The 18319-nt window shown below is 71.7% G+C and carries 18 protein-coding genes; 14 read left to right on the top strand and 4 right to left on the bottom strand.

The window, feature by feature from the left end:
* Nucleotides 1-56: 56 nt before the first annotated feature.
* From E1264_RS07400 to E1264_RS07360, 9 genes are all read left to right on the top strand, one after another.
* Nucleotides 57-2006, top strand: a complete 1950-nt coding sequence (locus E1264_RS07400; RefSeq protein WP_132170929.1) for an FtsX-like permease family protein — start codon at nucleotides 57-59, stop codon at nucleotides 2004-2006.
* Between the two features lie 65 nt (nucleotides 2007-2071).
* Nucleotides 2072-3604, top strand: a complete 1533-nt coding sequence (locus tag E1264_RS43190; RefSeq protein ID WP_165964051.1) for a DUF2079 domain-containing protein — start codon at nucleotides 2072-2074, stop codon at nucleotides 3602-3604.
* A 356-nt stretch (nucleotides 3605-3960) separates the two neighbouring features.
* On the top strand, nucleotides 3961-4599 hold the full coding sequence (locus tag E1264_RS07390; RefSeq protein ID WP_243710808.1) for a hypothetical protein: 639 nt from the start codon (nucleotides 3961-3963) through the stop codon (nucleotides 4597-4599).
* A 262-nt stretch (nucleotides 4600-4861) separates the two neighbouring features.
* Nucleotides 4862-6451, top strand: coding sequence for a phosphoglycerate dehydrogenase (gene serA, locus E1264_RS07385; RefSeq protein WP_132170927.1), 1590 nt, complete (start codon nucleotides 4862-4864; stop codon nucleotides 6449-6451).
* A 438-nt stretch (nucleotides 6452-6889) separates the two neighbouring features.
* Nucleotides 6890-7588: a (2Fe-2S)-binding protein gene (locus tag E1264_RS07380; protein ID WP_132170925.1), complete on the top strand. Its 699-nt coding sequence runs from the start codon at nucleotides 6890-6892 to the stop codon at nucleotides 7586-7588.
* A 38-nt stretch (nucleotides 7589-7626) separates the two neighbouring features.
* Nucleotides 7627-8682 (top strand): 3-isopropylmalate dehydrogenase, encoded by a 1056-nt coding sequence (locus E1264_RS07375; RefSeq protein WP_132170923.1) that lies wholly within the window; start codon nucleotides 7627-7629, stop codon nucleotides 8680-8682.
* 227 nt (nucleotides 8683-8909) lie between these two features.
* Nucleotides 8910-10013 carry a branched-chain amino acid aminotransferase gene (locus E1264_RS07370; protein WP_132170921.1) on the top strand — a complete coding sequence of 368 codons (1104 nt, stop codon included), beginning with the start codon at nucleotides 8910-8912 and terminating at the stop codon, nucleotides 10011-10013.
* 260 nt (nucleotides 10014-10273) lie between these two features.
* Nucleotides 10274-11851: a citramalate synthase gene (cimA, locus tag E1264_RS07365; protein ID WP_132170919.1), complete on the top strand. Its 1578-nt coding sequence runs from the start codon at nucleotides 10274-10276 to the stop codon at nucleotides 11849-11851.
* 80 nt (nucleotides 11852-11931) lie between these two features.
* The gene (locus E1264_RS07360) at nucleotides 11932-12219 is read left to right on the top strand and encodes a GNAT family N-acetyltransferase (protein WP_132170917.1); all 288 of its coding nucleotides are present in this window, start codon (nucleotides 11932-11934) and stop codon (nucleotides 12217-12219) included.
* A 27-nt stretch (nucleotides 12220-12246) separates the two neighbouring features.
* On the opposite strand, the gene E1264_RS07355 is transcribed toward E1264_RS07360, so the two are convergent.
* Nucleotides 12247-13608 (bottom strand): cyclic nucleotide-binding domain-containing protein, encoded by a 1362-nt coding sequence (locus tag E1264_RS07355; protein WP_132170915.1) that lies wholly within the window; start codon nucleotides 13606-13608, stop codon nucleotides 12247-12249.
* 392 nt (nucleotides 13609-14000) lie between these two features.
* Here E1264_RS07355 and E1264_RS07350 point away from each other — a divergent pair, with 392 nt between their 5' ends.
* Nucleotides 14001-14249 (top strand): hypothetical protein, encoded by a 249-nt coding sequence (locus E1264_RS07350; RefSeq protein ID WP_132170913.1) that lies wholly within the window; start codon nucleotides 14001-14003, stop codon nucleotides 14247-14249.
* Here E1264_RS07350 and E1264_RS07345 read toward each other — a convergent pair whose 3' ends face one another.
* The 3 genes from E1264_RS07345 to E1264_RS07335 all read right to left on the bottom strand — a co-directional run bounded on the left by E1264_RS07345 (nucleotide 14250) and on the right by E1264_RS07335 (nucleotide 16480).
* Complete coding sequence (locus E1264_RS07345) at nucleotides 14250-15125, bottom strand: GntR family transcriptional regulator (protein ID WP_165964050.1); 876 nt, start codon at nucleotides 15123-15125, stop codon at nucleotides 14250-14252.
* Between the two features lie 94 nt (nucleotides 15126-15219).
* Nucleotides 15220-15609, bottom strand: a complete 390-nt coding sequence (locus tag E1264_RS07340; protein ID WP_132170909.1) for a DUF6292 family protein — start codon at nucleotides 15607-15609, stop codon at nucleotides 15220-15222.
* 37 nt (nucleotides 15610-15646) lie between these two features.
* Nucleotides 15647-16480, bottom strand: coding sequence for a GntR family transcriptional regulator (locus E1264_RS07335; protein ID WP_132170907.1), 834 nt, complete (start codon nucleotides 16478-16480; stop codon nucleotides 15647-15649).
* Between the two features lie 224 nt (nucleotides 16481-16704).
* Between E1264_RS07335 and E1264_RS07330 the strand changes: the two genes are divergently transcribed.
* The 4 genes from E1264_RS07330 to E1264_RS07315 form a co-directional block, all read left to right on the top strand.
* Nucleotides 16705-16989 carry a hypothetical protein gene (locus E1264_RS07330; RefSeq protein WP_132170905.1) on the top strand — a complete coding sequence of 95 codons (285 nt, stop codon included), beginning with the start codon at nucleotides 16705-16707 and terminating at the stop codon, nucleotides 16987-16989.
* Between the two features lie 15 nt (nucleotides 16990-17004).
* On the top strand, nucleotides 17005-17361 hold the full coding sequence (locus E1264_RS07325; RefSeq protein ID WP_132170903.1) for a hypothetical protein: 357 nt from the start codon (nucleotides 17005-17007) through the stop codon (nucleotides 17359-17361).
* Nucleotides 17362-17524: 163 nt separating this feature from the next.
* Nucleotides 17525-17896: a hypothetical protein gene (locus E1264_RS07320; protein WP_132170901.1), complete on the top strand. Its 372-nt coding sequence runs from the start codon at nucleotides 17525-17527 to the stop codon at nucleotides 17894-17896.
* 82 nt (nucleotides 17897-17978) lie between these two features.
* Nucleotides 17979-18319, top strand: a 341-nt coding sequence (locus E1264_RS07315; RefSeq protein ID WP_207935770.1) for a hypothetical protein, incomplete at its 3' end; no start/stop codon positions are given.

Below are 18319 nucleotides of genomic sequence, written 5' to 3'. Positions count from 1 at the left end.
TTGTGGGGGGACGACCCCCCACACCCCCCGGAACCGCCTATAGATTCGCCCTGCGCATGGCCCGGCAGGACGCGTTGCGCGCCAAGGGCCGCACGGCGCTGATCCTGTCCATGATCGGGCTCCCGGTCGCCGCGATCGTCGCGCTCGCCGTCCTGTGGCGGACGGGCCAGGAGCCCGTGGGGGGCACCGAAGGCGGCACCGGGCCGTCCGCGGCCGAGGGCGCCGTCACCGGCATGGCGATCACGATGATCCTGCTGCAGGTCGTCCTCCTCGCGGGCCCGGCGCTCGTGGTGGACGCCCGCAGGCGCCGCCGCGACCTCGCGCTCGTCGCCGCGTCCGGCGGGACCGAGCGGCACCTGCGCGCCGTCGTCCTCGCGTCCGGCCTGCTCCTCGGCGGGATCGCCGCGGTGGGCGGGGCCGTGCTCGGGACCGTCGTGGCGGCCACCGCGCTGCCGATCCTGGAGGCCGTGGACGGCGAGCCGTACGGGCCGTTCCGCATGCCGTGGTTCCAGGTCATCGTGACGATGCTGCTCGGCGCGGGCAGCGGGGTGCTGGCCGCGCTGCTGCCCGCCGCGCAGGCCGCGCGGATGGACGTCACCGCCGCCCTCTCCGGGCGCCGCGACCCGCCCGGCCGGTCCCGGCGCGGATGGCCGATCGCCGGCGGCGTGCTCGTCCTCGCCGGGGTGGTGACCGCCCTCGCGGGCGTCAACGTCCTGCGCGAGTTCGGCGCCGCGTTCGGCGCGGCGGCGATCATCATCGGCCTGGTGCTGGCCTCCCCGTGGATCGTCGGGACGACCGGGCGGCTCGCGCCCCGGCTCGCGCTGCCGCTGCGGCTCGCCGTCCGGGACGGCGCCCGCAACCGCGCCCGCACCGCCCCCGCCGTCGCCGCGATCACCGCGGCCGTCGCCGGAATCACCGCGCTGGCCATCGGGGGCGCCAGCGACTTCCGGCAGAGCCAGGTCGAGTACCAGAAGAAGCTGCCCATGGGGAGCACGCTGATCCGCGCCCCGCGGACCGGCGCGGACGAGGTGGAGCGGGCCGTCCGGCGCGAGCTGCCCGGCGTTCCCGTCCTTCCGCTGAGGACCCTGCCCGGCCCGGGCGAGGCGTGCATGAACCCCGATGCGGCGCCGTGCCCGGCGCTCAGCTTCGTCGCCCGCCAGGACCCGGAGGGCCTGTCCGTCCTCCTGGACAAGGTGGTCGGGGGCTCGCGCGAGGCGCGCATGCTGCTCGGCCGCGACGACCCCGCCGTCACGTCCGCCCTGGACGCCGGCAAGGTCGTGCTGTTCGGGGCCAAGCCCACCGATGGCGCGACGACGACCGCCAGGGTGTTCGTGTGGGAGGACGACAGGCAGCGCACCGTCAGCCAGGTCGAGGGCCTGCCGGCGGTCGCCGGGGGCGGCGATCCGGGCGTGAGCGCCATCATCCCGCCGCGGATCGCCGAGCGGATCGGCCTGCCCGTCCGGACGACGGCGTTCGGCGTCGATCGCGCCGACCACCGCGTCACGAAGGCCGAGGAGGCACGGCTGGACAAGGCCGTGAAGCCCTACAACCAGAACATGGACGCCGTCTACGTCGAGCGCGGCTTCACCGGCTCGTTCGGAGGGATCATGATCCTGCTGGCATCCGTGGCGGGCGTGCTGGCGCTCGGCGGCGCGCTGATCGCCACCAGCCTGGCGACGGCCGACGCCAGGCCCGACCACGCGACCCTCGCCGCGGTCGGCGCCCGCCCGCTGACCTGGCGGGTGCTGACGATGGGGCAGGCGGCGTTCGTCGCCGGGCTCGGCTGCTGGGTCGGCATCGCGGGCGGGCTCGTCCCGGGGCTCTCGGTCGCGCGGCCGCTGACGAGCACGCCGGAGGAGATGGGCGCCGCCGAGCACGGCACGATCATCGACATCCCGTGGACGCTGCTGCTCGCCGTCGGCGTGCTCATCCCGCTCGCCGCGGCCCTCGTCGCCGGGACGTTCACCCGGAACCGCCTCCCGATGACCCACCGCGTCCACTCCTAGGACCGGTCGGGGCCTCCGGCCACGAGGTCGGCCGCGCGCCGGGCGCTGCTGGTAGCGTCCGGCGCGTGGCTGAGGCGGTTGCGGTGGAGGGGCCGGCCGGGCAGGTCCCGGCGGGCCGCCGGGGACGGTTCGGGCACCGGCGGGCGGCGCTCACGACGATGATCGCCGCGAGCGCCGGGCTGTACGCGGCGTACTCGCTGATGCGGCTGCGGGCGTTCCGGGCGGGCAGCTACGACCTGGTCATCTTCGACCAGGCGATCCGCTCCTACAGCCGGTTCGAGTGGCCGGTCGCCATGGTGAAGGGCGTCCACAACGAGTTCGGGCCGGAGTTCTCCATCCTCGGCGACCATTTCTCGCCGATCCTCGTCCTGCTGGCGCCGCTCTACTGGATCCACGACGGCCCGGAGACGCTGCTGATCGCGCAGGCCGTCCTGCTCGCGCTCGCGATCGTGCCGATCTGGCGGTTCACCGAGCGCCGGCTCGGCGCCCGCGCCGCGTATCTCGCCGCCGGCGCCTACGCCCTGTCGTGGCCGATCGCCGAGGCGATCGCGTTCGACTTCCACGAGGTCGCGTTCGTCCCGCTGCTGTCGGCGCTGATGGTGGAGCGCCACGACGCCGGACGGCGGGGCCGGGCGGCGCTGGCGGCGTTCGTCCTGCTGCTGGTCAAGGAGGACATGGGGCTGCTGCTCGCGGGCTTCGGCCTGTACCTGCTCACCCGGTACGAGACCCGGCCCAGGCGGCTGCGCGACCTGCTGCCGCGCGGCGACCGGCGGGCGGGGCTCGGCTACACCGCCGCCGGGCTGGCCGCCACGTGGGTGAGCTCCCGCGTGATCATCGCGGCGTTCGGCGGGGACAACGACTACTACTGGGCGTACGGGTCGCTCGGCCCGGACCTGCCCCATGCGGCCGTCCATGCGCTGACCCATCCGTGGGACGTCGTGGCCGTTCTCGGCACACCACCGCAGAAGGTTCTGACGATGGCGCTGGTCGTCCTTCCGCTGCTTCTGCTTCCGCTGGCATCGCCGCTGACCCTGACCGCGCTGCCGCTGCTCGCCGAACGGATGCTCAACAGCCGCTTCAGCAACTGGTGGGAGCCGCACTACCACTACAACGCGTTCATCATCGCCGTCCTCGTCCTGGCGGCGGTGGACGGTGCGGTACGCCTGCGCGGCAGGATCCCGGCTCTGCGACGAGCCCCGTCCGCGCTGCCACCGGCCGCGATCCTGGCCGCGATGATCGTCTGCATACCGTTCTTCGCCTACCGCCACCTCGCCGATCCCGCGCTCTGGGCGCAGAACGACCGGGCCCGCGCCGCGTCCGCCGCCGCCGCGAAGATCCCGGACGGCGCGCTCGTCGAGGCGGCCAACGGAGTCGGCCCCGCGCTGACGGCCCGCGCCCGCGTCATGCTCTGGGACGAGCACCCGCGCGGGGCGCCCTGGGTCGTCGCCTACGTCGGGCGCCTGGAGTTCCCGTTCGCGAGCGCGGCCGACCAGCGGCGGCGCGTGGCGGAGCTGAGGGCGGCGGGCTACCGCGAGGTCTTCCGGCAGGAGGGCTACATCGTGCTGCACCGCACGTCCGGGACCCAGAACCCACGATAATCGCGACATTTTGGACAGATTGTCCAGGTGACCGATCGCCGAAGCACGGGTCAGAATGACGGTGAAGGCACTCTCCGGGTAAATTCCTCTGTCGTTTTAGCGCTTCTTGCCTGATACTTGAAGAAAGCCGTGACGGCTGCGGCCGGCGCGGGGACCCCGCGCAAACACTCGTGCGACCGCCGCCGTGGCGGGTATTGGGGCGGAGAGCATGAGTGGTGTGATGCTGTTCAACAACAACGGAGGGTCACGGGCCGGAGGGGACGCGGAAATCCCCCTCCGCGCGGCAATGCCGCGGGCAGAGTATTCCCGGATCCGCAATGCGGGCCATCGCATGAATTGCGGCGGGGAGTCGTGACGTGCCGGCGGACGAGGAGAAGGACGTCCGGCGCTTCGAGAGCTGCGGAGAGGCCTGGATCGGCGTCCTGCGGCATGTCTGGAGCGCCGGCGAGGCCGGTCTCGAAGAGGGCGACCCCATCATCGAGGGACCGCCGCTGCTGTTCGAGGTCACCTCGCTGAGCTGGGAGGACCCGATCCTCCACGAGCACGGCGACCGGACGCGGATCGTCCGGCGGGCGCAGGAGCGCACCCGCCGCGCCGTCCGCGGGCGGTACTGGCCGCGGCTGCACGACCTCGACGGCAACGACCAGATCCGCTGGGTCGTCGACCTGCTGCGCGCCAGGCCCTGGACGACCAGCGCCTGGATCTCCCTGACGATCCCCGGCGAGCCGGCGGACGGGCTGCCCAGCCTCACGGCGCTGTCCTTCCGCATCCGCGGCTACCGGCTGATCATGACGGCGATGTTCCGGTCGCAGAACGTCTACCGCGGCTACCTGACCTACATCCCGCTCCGCGAGGTGCAGGTCCAGGTCGCCGACGAGCTGGGGCTGCCCGCCGGGCCGCTGCGCGTGTACGTGGACGTCCCGCACGTCCACGTCGCCGACGCGGAGCAGGTCGCGTCCGTCCTGGTCGCGATGCCGGAGCCCAACGCGGCCTGACCGGCCCGGCCCGCGCCGGCGGGCGACGGCGGGCACCGGACCAGACCGGACCGGACCGCCGGCCGCGAAAGCCGCGCATCGGGCCCCACCCTGCGCACGTTTCGGCCAAGCCGGACTTACCGGTAGGAGTCTCCCCGCCGCGAATCGCGCCCGCCCCCGGGAGATAGAATCGACGCCTGGGGGCGAGGGCACGACGAGGTGACCCGAGACGTCACCTGCACGCACATCACACGGCCATCCACTTTCCTAAGGACTGTCTCCCTTGAGCAAGCCCGTCGTCCTCGTCGCAGAAGAACTCTCGCCCGCCGGCATCGCCGTGCTGGAAGCCGACTACGAGGTCCGCCACGTCGACGGCGCCGACCGCGCGCTGCTGCTGCCCGCCGTCGCCGACGTCGACGCGCTGATCGTCCGCAGCGCCACCAAGGTCACCGCCGAGGTGTTCCAGCACGCCGCCAGGCTGCGCGTCGTCGCCCGCGCCGGGGTCGGTCTCGACAACGTCGACGTGGAGGCCGCCACCAAGGCCGGCGTCATGGTCGTCAACGCGCCCACGTCCAACATCGTCACCGCCGCCGAGCACGCGATCGCGCTGCTGCTCGCCACCGCCCGGAACGTGCCGCAGGGCCACAGCGCCCTCAAGCAGGGCGAATGGAAGCGGTCCAAGTACACCGGCGTCGAGCTGCAGGGCAAGACCGTCGGCGTGCTCGGGCTCGGCCGCATCGGCGTCCTCGTCGCGCAGCGCCTCGCCGCCTTCGACATGAACGTGATCGCGTTCGACCCCTACGTGCAGGCCGCCCGCGCCGCCCAGCTCGGCGTGAAACTCGTCACACTGGACGAGCTGCTCGCCGAGTCCGACTTCATCACCGTCCACCTGCCGAAGACGCCCGAGACGCTCGGCCTCATCGGCGACCGCGAGCTGCGCCAGGTCAAGCCGACCGTCCGGATCGTGAACGCCGCCCGCGGCGGGATCGTCGACGAGGAGGCCCTCGACCTCGCGCTCAAGGACGGCCGCGTCGCGGGCGCCGGCATCGACGTGTTCAGCACCGAGCCGATGACCGACAGCCCGCTGTTCCACCACGACAGCGTCGTCGTCACCCCGCACCTCGGCGCCAGCACCCACGAGGCGCAGGAGAAGGCGGGCACGCAGGTCGCCCGGTCGGTGAAGCTCGCGCTGTCCGGCGAGTTCGTCCCGGACGCGGTGAACGTCCAGGGCGGCGCGGTCGCCGAGGACGTCAAGCCCGGCCTGCCGCTCGCCGAGAAGCTCGGCCGCATCTTCACCTCCCTCGCGGGCGGCGTCCCCGTCCGGCTCGACGTCGTCGTCCGCGGCGAGATCGCCGAGCACGACGTCAAGGTCCTCGAACTCGCCGCGCTCAAGGGCGTGTTCCTCGACGTGATCGAGGAGACGGTGACCTTCGTCAACGCGCCCCTCCTGGCCCGCGACCGCGGCGTCGAGGTCACCCTCACCACCAGCGAGGACAGCCCCGACTGGCGCAACGTCGTCCAGGTGCGCGGCACGATGTCCGACGGCGCCGTCGTGTCGGTGTCCGGCACGCTCACCGGCCCGAAGCACGCCGAGCGGATCATCGAGATCAACGGCTACAACATGGAGCTCGTCCCGACCGAGCACATGGCGTTCTTCTCCTACGTCGACCGTCCCGGCATCGTCGGCGCGGTCGGCAAGATCCTCGGCGACGAGGACGTCAACATCGCGGGCATGCAGGTCGGCCGGGACGCCAAGGGCGGCAAGGCGCTGATCGCGCTGACCGTCGACTCGGCCATCCCGCCGCAGCTCGTCGACGCCATCAGCGCCGAGGTCGGCGCCGACATGGGCCGCCGGGTCGACCTCGAAGGCTGAGCCCCACCGGCTCCCGCCGGCGACGCGCGTCCCATCCCGTGGCGGATCTCACCCGCTCTACGTCTCACATGGTGAGATTTTCCGCCACGGGTCGGGACAGCCCGCCGCGCCGGGGGTAATCTCGCAGGTAGTCATGCGGCGCTTCGTAGTAATCCTTCGCTGCCGCAGCGGGGCCTGATCATCGGCAGGCCGGCACCCGCTGCGGAGGCTCTGCCTGGCCGTGAGTCCGATGTCGACGCCGGACCGTGCGAACCACGTCTCCCGGCGGCCCCACTGGTCTCAGCACAGCGACACGGAGCGAACCATCATGAACGACATCCTGAACAACGCCCCGGCCGACGACGCCGAAGAAGAAGCCGCCCGCGCATTGCAGGCCGCCCTGGACCGTAGGGCCGACTAGCGTTTCGCCTCTCCTCCGCCCCTGGGACACTGGGGGTCATGGCGCTCGACGTGGGTTCTGCCGAGGTTGCCCGGGTGCTTCGGGACGTGGCCCGGCTCGGGCAGTTCTTCGAGATCGGCATCGGGGCGGGCGGTCCCGGTTGGGAGCCGTTTCCCGGTGAGGCCGCCCGCCTCGTCGCGATGACCGAGGACTATGCCGTGCGGCTCAAGACGCGGGAGCGGCGGGTCGCGGGGTCGCTGGTCTTTCAGGGGCTCGCGGCGCGGATCTGGTCACCGGTCGTCGCGGCGGGGGCGCGCGGGGTCGTGCCCGACCTGGGCGCGCTGCGCTGGTACTGGGCGCCGGGCGAGGCGATCGCCTTCCGCCTGGACGAGCCGTCCGGGTGGCGGGTCGGCGATGCCGCCGAGGCCGCCGCTCTCATCCATCCCATGGTCGTGGACGGGCTCCTCAAGCCGCTTCGCGACGTGCTGTCGACCATCGCCGGGCTCGCGGAGGGCCTCGTCTGGGGCAACGCGGCCGCCGCGCTCGCGGGGAGCTTGAACGTCGGGGCGCCCGATCCCGCGCGGCGGGCCGTCGTCCGGGAGGTGCTCGCGCGGGAGCCGCTGGCCGCGGCGGGAGGCTTCGGGCCGGAGGGGTACGTCCGGCGGAGTTGCTGCCTGTACTACCGCGTCCCGGGCGGCGGGATGTGCGGCGACTGCTCCCTCCTGAAACGGGACCATTCGTTCCGAAATGTGAGATGAAAGCCCACGCACTGAGACGTTTGCAGTAGAGTTCGCGCATGGTTTCCCGCAGTGTTCGTCTGGCCGTCATCCCCGGAGACGGGATCGGTCCCGAGGTGGTCGCCGAAGGGCTGAAGGTCCTCGACGCCGTGTCGCCGTCCAGCGGTCTCGCGTTCGAGCGGACCTCCTACGACCTCGGCGCCGCCCGCTGGCACCGGACCGGCGAGACGCTGCCCGACTCGGTCCTGGACGAGCTGCGCCAGCAGGAGGTCATCCTGCTGGGCGCCGTCGGCGACCCGAGCGTGCCGAGCGGGACGCTCGAGCGCGGGCTGCTCCTGCGGGCCAGGTTCGAGCTGGACCACTTCGTCAACCTGCGCCCGGTGAAGCTGTTCCCGGGCGTCGCGACGCCGCTGGCGGGCGTGACGACCGACGATGTCGACATGGTCGTCGTGCGTGAGGGCACCGAGGGCCCGTACACCGGTGTCGGCGGCGTCCTGCGCAAGGGCACCCCCCACGAGGTCGCCACGCAGGAGAGCGTCAACACCGCCTACGGCGTCGAGCGGGTCGTCCGGTACGCGTTCGAGGTCGCCGCCTCGCGGCCCCGCAAGAAGCTCACGCTCGTCCACAAGGACAACGTCCTGACCTTCGCGGGGGAGCTGTACCAGCGCGTCCTGAAGCAGGTCGCGGCGGAGTACCCGCAGGTCACGACCGACTACTGCCATGTCGACGCGGCCACGATGTTCTTCGTGTCGCAGCCTCAGCGGTTCGACGTGATCGTCACCGACAACCTGTTCGGCGACATCATCACCGACCTCGGCGCCGCGATCGCCGGCGGGATCGGGCTCGCCGCGTCCGGCAACGTCAACCCCGCCCGCACCGCGCCGTCGATGTTCGAGCCGGTGCACGGCAGCGCCCCCGACATCGCCGGGCAGGGCAAGGCCGACCCGACCGCCACGATCCTGTCCGTCGCGATGCTGCTCGACCACATCGGCGCGGGCGAGGCCGCCCGCCGCGTCGAGCAGGCCGTCTCGGACGACCTCGCCGAGCGCGCCGCGCTCGGGGAGCGGTCCACGTCCCAGATCGGCGACGCGATCGCCAAGCGAGTATCCGGCTGAGGGCACGCTTCTCTGCCGGTCCGCGGAACAGAGAACTCCGGGCGTGCCCACGCGGCGCGCCCGTTTCCGTGTGCGCCGTGGCGAACACGCTTCCTCTTCGGCACGGCCCGCGCCGGAGGAAGATGTCCGGTGAAGGAGTCAGTCTGGACGAAGTACGACAATGGTGATGAGGATGCCGAGACGGCGATGGGGCCGTGCCGGCGATCCGCGAGAGGACGTGAACCGCGATGAGCGACACCCTGGACTTCGAGATCACGCGTACGGAGCGGCCCGTGACCGCCGCGGAACGCGAGCGCGTCCTGGCCGACCCCGGCTGGGGCCGGCACTTCACCGACCACATGGTCACCATCCGGTACTCCGCGGACCGCGGCTGGCACGACGCGAAACTCGAGCCGTACGGGCCGATCCAGATGGACCCGGCCAGCCAGGTGCTCCACTACGCCCAGGAGCTGTTCGAGGGCCTCAAGGCGTACAAGCAGCCCGACGGCTCGATCGTCACCTTCCGGCCCTACATGAACGCGGCCCGGATGAACCGGTCCGCGCGCCGCATGGCGATGCCGGAGATCCCCGAGCAGCTGTTCGTGGACGCCATCGAGACGCTCGTCCGCGCCGACAAGGACTGGGTGCCCGACGCCGAGGGCCACAGCCTCTACCTGCGCCCGTTCATGTTCGCGACCACGCGCGCGCTCGGCGTCAACAGCCCGGCGAACGAGTACCTGTTCATGGTCATCGCGTCCCCGTCCGGCCTGTACTACCCGCGGGGCATCAAGCCGGTCTCGGTGTGGCTGTCGCAGGACTACACCCGCGCCGCGCCGGGCGGCACCGGCGAGGCCAAGACCGGCGGGAACTACGCGGCCTCGTTCGCGGGGCAGGCGCAGGCCGTCGCGGAGGGCTGCGACCAGGTCGTCTGGCTGGACGCGGTGGAGCACCGCTGGGTCGAGGAGGTCGGCTCGATGAACCTGCTGTTCGTCTACGGCTCCGGCACGCAGGCCCGCGTCCTCACGCCCGCGCTGACCGGGACGCTCCTCGCCGGCGTCACCCGCGACTCCGTGCTCAAGCTGGCGCCCGACCTCGGCGTCCCCGTCGAGGAGGGCAAGATCAGCATCGAGGAGTGGGAGGCGGGCTGCAGGTCCGGCGAGATCACCGAGGTGTTCGGCTGCGGCACCGCCGCGATCATCAGCCCGGTCGGCCGGGTCAAGGGCGCCGACCGCGAGTGGACGATCGGCGACGGCGAGCCCGGCGAGGTGTCGATGCGGCTGCGCGAGGCGCTGGTCGGCATCCAGTACGGCACCCGTCCCGACCCCTACGGCTGGGTCCACAAGATCGTCTGACAGGGCGGTACGACCGCGGCCCCGGCACGGCACGTGCCGGGGCCGCGGCCTTTCACGAGATCCTTCTGTCTCACTATCTGAGACAGATGTCCCATCAATGGAAACCATGTGGCAGACTGGCGCTCATCATGCGCGACAGCCTCGTGATTATCGGCTGGCGCGCCGGCAGCAGCTAACGGGACAGCGCCGGCGCGCAGACCTCTCACGTCCGTGAGGGGTCTTTTTTGTGTCCTGGCGCAGCCCCTTGGGGGTACCACGCTATGCAAGGCGACGCATTCCACGTCTACGACACCACCCTGCGCGACGGCTCGCAGCAGGAGGGGCTCAACCTCTCCGTGCCCGACAAGCTCGCCATCGCGCGGCATCTTGACGACCTTGGCGTGGGCTTCATCGAGGGCGGCTGGCCCGGAGCCAACCCCAAGGACACCGAGTTCTTCAGGCGCGCTCGAACAGAGCTCGACCTGACGCACGCGCAGCTCACCGCGTTCGGCGCGACCCGCCGGGCCGGTGTGCGGGCCGCCGACGACCCTCAGGTTGCCGCGCTGCGCGACTCCGGCGCTTCTGTCGTGACCCTGGTCGCCAAGAGTCACGACAGGCACGTCGAGCTGGCCCTCCGCACCACCCTGGAGGAGAACCTCGCGATGATCCGCGACACGGTCTCCCACCTGCGTGCGGAGGGCCAACGAGTCTTCCTGGACGCCGAGCACTTCTTCGACGGCTACAAGGCCAACCGCACCTACGCGCTGGAGGCCGTCCGCACCGCCGCCGAGGCGGGCGCGGACGTCGTCGCGCTGTGCGACACCAACGGCGGGATGCTGCCGGACGAGCTGGCCGACGTCGTCCACGACGTCGTGTCGCTCGGCGTCCGCGTCGGCATCCACTGCCACGACGACTCCGGCTGCGCGGTCGCGAACTCGCTCGCCGCCGTGAAGGCCGGGGCGACGCACGTCCAGGGCTGCGCGAACGGGTACGGCGAGCGCAGCGGCAACGCCAACCTGTTCACCGTCGTCGGGAACCTGCAGCTCAAGCGCGGGATGTCGCTGGTGTCGGACGCGCAGCTCGCCGAGATGACCCGGATCGCGCACGCCGTGTCCGAGGTCACCAACGTCGCGCCGAGCTCGCAGCAGCCCTACGTGGGCCTGTCGGCGTTCGCGCACAAGGCGGGGCTGCACGCGTCCGCCGTCAAGGTCGACCCGGACCTGTACCAGCACATCGACCCGGCCGCCGTCGGCAACGACATGCGGATGCTGGTGTCGAGCATGGCCGGGCGCGCGTCCGTCGAGCTGAAGGGCCGCGAGCTGGGCTACGACCTGTCCGGCGAGAAGGCCAAGGCCGTCGTCGCCAAGGTCAAGGAGCTGGAGTCCGACGGCTACACCTTCGAGGCCGCGGACGCCTCGTTCGAGCTGCTGCTGCGCGAGGAGCTGACCGGCGTCCGGCAGCGGCACTTCGAGGTCGAGTCGTGGCGGTCGATCGTGGAGCGCCGCCCGGACGGGTCCATGGTCAGCGAGGCCACCGTCAAGCTGCACGCCAAGGGCGAGCGGATCATCGCCACGGGCGAGGGCAACGGCCCCGTCAACGCCCTCGACAACGCGCTCCGCATCGCACTCGGCCGCCTCTACCCGGAGCTGGCGCGGCTGGAGCTCGTCGACTACAAGGTCCGCATCCTGGAGGGCGCGCACGGCACCGACGCCCGGACGCGGGTGCTGGTCGAGTCCGGGGACGGCGAACGCGAATGGGGCACGGTCGGCGTCGAGGACAACGTCATCGCCGCGTCCTGGCAGGCGCTGGAGGAGGCCGTCACCTACTGCCTCCTCCGCGCGGGCTACGAGGCGGGCTGACTTCTCGCCGGGGGGGCGTGGGGGCGTCCCCCCCACGGGCGGCAGGGAATTCCTGCTGCTCGTTGGGCATTATCGGGGGCATGAGCACCGAGATCACCGACAACCCAGGGCAGAGCCGCTACGAGATCAGGCTGGACGGCGAGCTCGCCGGGTTCGTCGAGTACGCGATGGGGGAGGGCTCCGTCGCCCTCATCCACACCGAGGTCGGGTCCGCGTTCGAGGGGAAGGGCGTCGGCGGCGCGCTCGCGCGGGGCGTCCTGGACGACGTCCGGGCGCGGGGCCTGTCGGTCGCGCCGGTGCCGATCTGCCCGTTCATCAAGAAGTGGATCGGAAGGCACCCCGACTACCAGGACCTGGTGGCCGCCTGACGGCCGGCGCCGGGCGGAGGGCGGCGGTCAGACGGCCCGGAGCCGCGATTCGCCGCCTTCGAGGGTGAGCCACGCCGACAGCGAGGTCTCCTTCAGCCGCACCCGCACGCGCGCGTACCGGCCGGGGTCGACGAACCCCGGCGCGGACGTGATCACGGTGTCGAAGACGAAGTCGGAGGTCACGAAGGCGAGGTCGGCGCCCGTGTCGGCGACCCGCCGCTTCACCGCGGGCGCGTCCACCATCCGGCGCGCCGTGATGATCGAGATGCCGGAGACGCCCTTCGGGCCGCGCTGCACCGGACCGACGTGCAGCGCGGCCCGCAGCTGCATCCGGGCGGCGTCGGCGGCGCGGCGGTTGTAGCGGCGCAGCTCCACGGCCAGCCGCGCGAGCATCGGGTCGACGACCGCCTCGGTCGGCGTCGTCGGCGGGACGACGATGAGCGCGCCGTCGCCGCGGTCCTCCTGGTAGAAGTCCGAGAGCCGGAGGCCGGACGCGGTGAACGACTCCTCCAGCAGCCGGTACATGGCGTCCAGGACGTGCCTGCGGTCGGCGTCGGTGCGCGCGGGCGAGCTGAACCCGGTGATGTCGGTGATCAGGATCGTGCAGTTGCCGCCGGACCAGTCCGGCAGGGCGCGGGGCGCCGGGGGCTCGGCCCGCTCCGGCCGCTCGACCTGCCGCCGGTAGACCTGCCGTTCCAGGACGGCCCGGACGCGCGGATGCGCGTCCAGGAAGATCCCGAAGTCGCGCGCGCCGACCCGCAGCGCCTCGACGTCGCCTTCGGCGGTGACGGTGGCCGACCGGTCCTTGACCATCAGCGCCGCCCGCTCGCCGATCAGCTCGCCCGCCCCGCGGAACGCGAGGATGCGCTGGTCGGCGCCCTCGTCGACCCATACCCGCGTCCAGCCGGACAGGATCACGATGACCTCGGTGGCGGGGCCGCCCTCGCAGCACAGCACGTCCTCCTTGCGGAACACGTGCCTGCGTGCCAGCGAGAGGAGGGTGTGGCGTTCGGCCGGTGTCAGCTCGCCCCAGAACGTGGTCCCGCCGTGCGCGGCGGCTTCCGGGCGCTCGACCAGCTCGCCGGCCGGCGACCCGGCGGGGGCGGCGACCGGCGCCGGGGGAGCGGGCCCGGGCGGCGGACCGGTGGGCGGCACCTGCAGCGCCCCGGCCCGCATGTACTGGACGAACGCGTTGGTCACGCTCACCACGGGGAACGTCAGGAACGTCAGGACGCCCATGATCGCGGCGCCCGGCGAGCCGTCCAGCCCGTACCCGAGGACGACGGCCAGGAGCGTCGCGGGCGTGGTGACCTTCGCGCTCAGCAGCCCACCGCCGCCGCGTGAGGCCGCCCGCCTCCGCCGCAGCGCCCCGAAACGGTCAGTGCTCACGAAGTAGTCCTTCCCCCGGGAAGGTGCGCCGTAGTGTACGCCCGCCTCCCGGCGTCGTGTCCCCACTTCTCCCCAGCCGTCAGACTAAACGGTGATGCATACGAAGACCATATGTTGACTGTATGAAACCTGGTGAGTGTTAGGTATCCTTATGGCGACAAGCAGGCAGAATCGAGATATCGAGGGTTTCCGCCCGCTCGGCGCGGGAACCACTACCGTGCACCCTCAGCGAGGGGCATGGGTTCGCTGGCGGAAGGCTGTGTCATCGCTGCCCGGCGGCCGGCCCGGACGCCCCCCGCCGGACGGACGGCGGGCCGCCCGGCCTCCGCCCCGGATTGGAGAACGCGCTCATGACGAATTCCGGAGCAGCCTCCGACACCTCGGGTGGAAGCATGAACGACGGCGAACCGCCCCACCGCGGCGATGCGGTCCCGCAGCCCGAGCGCGTGACGGTCAACCTGACCGGCAAGGCCGTCCAGTCCCTCCAGCGCCTCCAGGAGCTGACCGGCTACAACAAGACCGACTGCATCAACCGGGCGCTGATCATCGCCGGTGAGGTCGAGGGCATGTCCCGCGAACCGGGCGCCGTCTACTGGCGCGAGACCCCCGACAGCGACCTGATGCTCGTCCGCTTCGTCTGATCAGGACCCGCGACCAGGCGACGGGGATTCGGGCGGGGTGTCGCCGGGCCGCTCGGCTCCCGGTGCCTTGAGCACGTCGTCGGGGACCTGGCCGTCGTTGTAGTGCAGCCGTGTCCGGTCGGCGGGCCAGACCGTCACGGTGAGCCGGAACGCCCTGCCGTCGGGGGCGTACGCCGTCCGGACGGTCTCGAACACCGCGTCGGCGGCGGACTCGCCCAGGCCGAAGAACCGCTTCTCGTTCTCGTCCGGCACCCTGGCCTTGATCTCGTCGTGGAAGCCGACCTCGGTGTAGCCGAGGGCCTCCCGCAGGTACGCCACCGCGCCCTCCGGGATGCCCCGGGGAGAGAGCAGGCGGGACGCGCCCTTGGTGGCGAAGTCGAGCGGGTAGAACGAGGTCTGCAGGGCCCACGGCCGGCCGTCCAGGAAGAGCTCCTGGTGCCGGGAGATGAGCTCCGCGTCGGTCTGCAGGTACCGGCCGATGACCTCGGTGCCCACCTGCACCTCCACCTTGACCGGCGACACGGTCACCTCACGGTGCCCGGGGACGAGGGCGAAGCGGTGATACCCCTCGCCTGACCCGGAGCCGGGCGCGAGCCCCAGCTCCGCGCCGGACAGCGTGACGTGCACGGTGCCGGGCCGGTCGACGACGAACGTCCCCTTGCCCTGTTCCGAGATGACGTGTCCCCGCTGCTGCAGGTAGGACAGCGCCTCCCGGATGGTGTTGCGGGACGCGCCGTAATAACTCTCAAGGTCCTTCTCGGGTGGCAGGCGCCGCCGGACGGCCGAGCCGTCCCGCGGGGCGAGATCCCCGGACTCGATGCGGCGGAGGATGTCTTCGGCGATATCGCGCCAGCGGAGAGGTGTTCTGCGAGCCATCGGGTCGATTCCTTCCCCGGCCGGGGCGGGTGGCATCGGGTGACCGTGGCCGGTCGTGGCCGTCAGGAAACGGCCACGACCGGGATTTCGCGGGTCAGTAGCGACGCAGCCTGTCGAACAGTCCGTCGCGGGCCTCCGGCTCGCGAGTGACGAACGGCAGGGTGGAACCGTGCGCGTAGAGGTCGGCGAGCCTCTCGGGCTCCAGCAGGACGCTTCCGCCGAGCTGGACGGCGTCGCGCAGCACGGTGCGCTCGCCTTGCGTGCCGGAGAGGAACGTTCCGGCCCGCCAGCCCGTCCACTCGTCCCAGACGAGCGCGTCGCCGCCCGTGACGATGGTGGCGTCGATGGGACCGCGCGGGTCGAGCCAGCTGTGGTCCACCCGGACGCCCAGACGGGCGAGTGCCTCGACCGTGGTCGAGATGTAGCCGTGTGCGGTGTCGATCTCCCGGTCCGGGTGGTGCGCCGGGTATACCAAATAGGACATATGGACCTTGCTGGTGTTGGTGAGGTAGGGCGACGAGTCAGGATGATTCCTTATCCCACACCTCGTCGGGCACCTGTCCGGCAATGAATCGGATCAGGTTGGCGCCAGGCTTGTACACGGTGATGGTGAGACGGAAGGGCTCACCGTTCTGATCGTAGGCCGTTCGGGTGTGCTCGATCACGGCGAGGCTGTCCTTGGACAGGCGGAAGAACTTGCGCTCGGGTTCCGTGGGCGGGCGCGCGTTGAACACGTCCACGTAGCCGGTCTGCTCGTGGCCGCACTTCTTCAGGTAGGCGACGGTGCCCTCGGCGATGTCCGCGGAGTTGAGCAGCAGCTGCGCCTCGATCGCCAGTTCCAGCCTGAAGTAGGAGTGCTGGAGCGAGTTCGGCTTGCCGTCCACGCGCCGCTCCTGGGACCGGCGGACGATCTGCGGTCTCAGCTGGCCCGCCGGGACGGGCGGGATGCCGAACGCCTTCATGTGGAAGTCCTTGGCATCTTCGACCTTCACCTCGGGTTTCGAGGAGACGGCCTCGTGGTTCTGCCGCTCGGCCTCGATCTCGAACGCCCTGCCCTCACCGCCGCCGAAGCCCAGCCTCGGCGCGTCCTTGTCGCCGAGATCGGTGTGGTTCAGGGTGATGACGAGGGGCTGGTCGGCCTCTTTGACGAAGCTTCCCGTCTGCGGAATGGTCTCGATGCGGTCGTCCATCCGCAGCTCGTTGAGGGCCTTCTTGATCGTGTTCGGCGACACGTCCCACCGGTCCGCCAGCTCCTTCTCGGTCGGCAGCTGGGCACCGGGTTCGAGCTCCCCCCTCTCGATCTGGTCGCGGAGGTCCTTGGCGATCTGGAGGTACTTAGGGATGTTGTCTGCCATGACCGCCTCTCATTGCAATCAACGCGATTGGTCGCCGCGATCAGGTTTTGCCCCGGTGAGTGCTGGTTACACCTCTAGTAGGACAGAACCCCCTACAGCTGGATCGAACAGCCTTGATTGGCGCCGATGCTACCGGGTAGATCACCTGGTTAGCCAGGGACCTGGGCACCTGGACCAGCTGGTCGGGTTCATCCTCCGGCACTCGGTTGGAAGGAGCGTCGACGATGAGCGGCAGCCTCACCATCGCCTTCTGGGTCCTTGGCCCGGCCGTACTGTTCCTCCTGCTCGCGCTCTACGTGTTCTGGATGGGCCTCCGCACGCGAGGTCTGGACATCCGCGGTCCCCGGCCGCAGCCGGTGTGGGGGCGGCGGGCGCTTCTGATGAACGTCGTGCTGGCCGACCGCCGCCCGGTGGAGGCCATCGCCCAGCCGGCGGGGCCTGCGGGCGTCCTGCCCGTGAGTGCCGAATCCGCACGGTCCGCCGGCGGCGCGCCGCGGCCGCAAGCCTGACGAGGAGTGATCGCCATGGAGAGCAGCGGGCGAGGCCAGGCCCGGCGTAGTGCGGGCCCGGAGACGCGGCCGGTGACGGTGTGGCCGGAGGCCCCGACCCTCGGGGCTCATCCGCGCCTGGTGCTGACGCCGGTGCCGGAGGCCCGCGTCCCCGCCTCCGCGGCGGTCACGGACCTGGCCGGCGCGGTCGTGGCGGGCGGCGTCGCCCTGCTGATCACCGCCGAGACCGGGCGCCGCGTCGGGGCGCCGCCGCCCGTCACCCTCGTCTGTGCCGTGGCCTCGTTCGCCGCCGTGGTGGGCCCACGCCTGGGGCGCTTTCGCGCCACTGGACCCGTCCGCGACGGCTGGGGCCCGATGGGTTGGTGTCCGTAGACGGCGTGTTTCCGCCAATATCGGGGTGGCCACGCAGAAACTTCGCTGAAAGGCGCGAAAGCGGTGGCGGATTTCGGATGGAGCGTCCACTATGAGAGCCGCGCGGCACGTGTGACGGTTCCACGTGCCGTCTCTCAGTTGACCGACCCGCCGGAGTGATCGTATGCCTGTCCGACCCTGGAGCCCCGAGGACCTTGGGCGTCCGACGGACGGGACGTGGGCGGACGTGGCGTTCGGCCTCGGCGAGACCTACGAGCGCGAGGGCGACCTGGAGCAGGCCGCCGGCTGGTACCGGCGGGCCGCGGAGTCGGGCCGCGCGGACGCCGCGCTGCGGCTCGGCGCGGTGCTGGGCCGCCTGGCGGACGCCGACACCGCCGCCGACTCGGCCGAGGACCTGCTCGCCGAGGCCACCCGCTGGCTCAGCGGCGCGCAGGACGCCACCACCCCCGACGCCATCGAGCTGATCACCGACATGCTCAACCGGCAGCTGCGGCAGGCGGCGCGCCGCGGGCTGGAACCCGCTCCGACCGGCTGACGCCTTCCGACTCCTCCCGGTTCGTCATGAACCGAACCGCCGTGCCCGTCGTCGGACTCCATGAGATCGAGGACAGGAGAAGGTGGACGAGTTGAGCGGCGAGGAGCCCGGGTACGTGCCCCCGGACCACAAGACCACCGCCGAGTTCCACGTCCCGGGCAAGGCCGCGGAGCCGCAGGCCGCCGCCGCGCCGGGGCCGGAGGCGACCATCGTCGACGAGCCCGTGGACGATCTCATCGACCCCGGCGTGACCTCCCAGGACGTGGCGCAGGTGGAGGAGCCGGGAGCCACGTTCACCGATGTCCCGGTCGACGACCCCGAAGATGACCCCGAGGACGAGCCCGTGGACGTGTCCGAGGCGCGGTCGTCCGTGACCGTCTCCGACATTCCCGTGCCGCCGAAGGCGGTGACGTTCGAGAAGCC

It is taken from the genome of Actinomadura sp. KC216 (assembly GCF_004348535.1).
Taxonomy (GTDB): domain Bacteria; phylum Actinomycetota; class Actinomycetes; order Streptosporangiales; family Streptosporangiaceae; genus Spirillospora.
This window is presented reverse-complemented; position numbering and strand designations above follow the sequence as displayed.

Excerpts from the sequence above, each read along its gene's own strand:
- E1264_RS07345 (WP_165964050.1), bottom strand. The coding sequence starts at position 15,125 with ATGGCTCGCAGAACACCTCTCCGCTGGCGCGATATCGCCGAAGACATC.
- E1264_RS07400 (WP_132170929.1), top strand. The coding sequence starts at position 57 with ATGGCCCGGCAGGACGCGTTGCGCGCCAAGGGCCGCACGGCGCTGATC.
- E1264_RS07330 (WP_132170905.1), top strand. The coding sequence starts at position 16,705 with ATGAGCGGCAGCCTCACCATCGCCTTCTGGGTCCTTGGCCCGGCCGTA.
- E1264_RS07325 (WP_132170903.1), top strand. The coding sequence starts at position 17,005 with ATGGAGAGCAGCGGGCGAGGCCAGGCCCGGCGTAGTGCGGGCCCGGAG.
- cimA (WP_132170919.1), top strand. The coding sequence starts at position 10,274 with ATGCAAGGCGACGCATTCCACGTCTACGACACCACCCTGCGCGACGGC.
- E1264_RS07350 (WP_132170913.1), top strand. The coding sequence starts at position 14,001 with ATGAACGACGGCGAACCGCCCCACCGCGGCGATGCGGTCCCGCAGCCC.
- E1264_RS07340 (WP_132170909.1), bottom strand. The coding sequence starts at position 15,609 with ATGTCCTATTTGGTATACCCGGCGCACCACCCGGACCGGGAGATCGAC.
- E1264_RS07375 (WP_132170923.1), top strand. The coding sequence starts at position 7,627 with ATGGTTTCCCGCAGTGTTCGTCTGGCCGTCATCCCCGGAGACGGGATC.
- E1264_RS07380 (WP_132170925.1), top strand. The coding sequence starts at position 6,890 with ATGGCGCTCGACGTGGGTTCTGCCGAGGTTGCCCGGGTGCTTCGGGAC.
- E1264_RS07320 (WP_132170901.1), top strand. The coding sequence starts at position 17,525 with ATGCCTGTCCGACCCTGGAGCCCCGAGGACCTTGGGCGTCCGACGGAC.
- E1264_RS07360 (WP_132170917.1), top strand. The coding sequence starts at position 11,932 with ATGAGCACCGAGATCACCGACAACCCAGGGCAGAGCCGCTACGAGATC.
- E1264_RS07370 (WP_132170921.1), top strand. The coding sequence starts at position 8,910 with ATGAGCGACACCCTGGACTTCGAGATCACGCGTACGGAGCGGCCCGTG.
- E1264_RS07335 (WP_132170907.1), bottom strand. The coding sequence starts at position 16,480 with ATGGCAGACAACATCCCTAAGTACCTCCAGATCGCCAAGGACCTCCGC.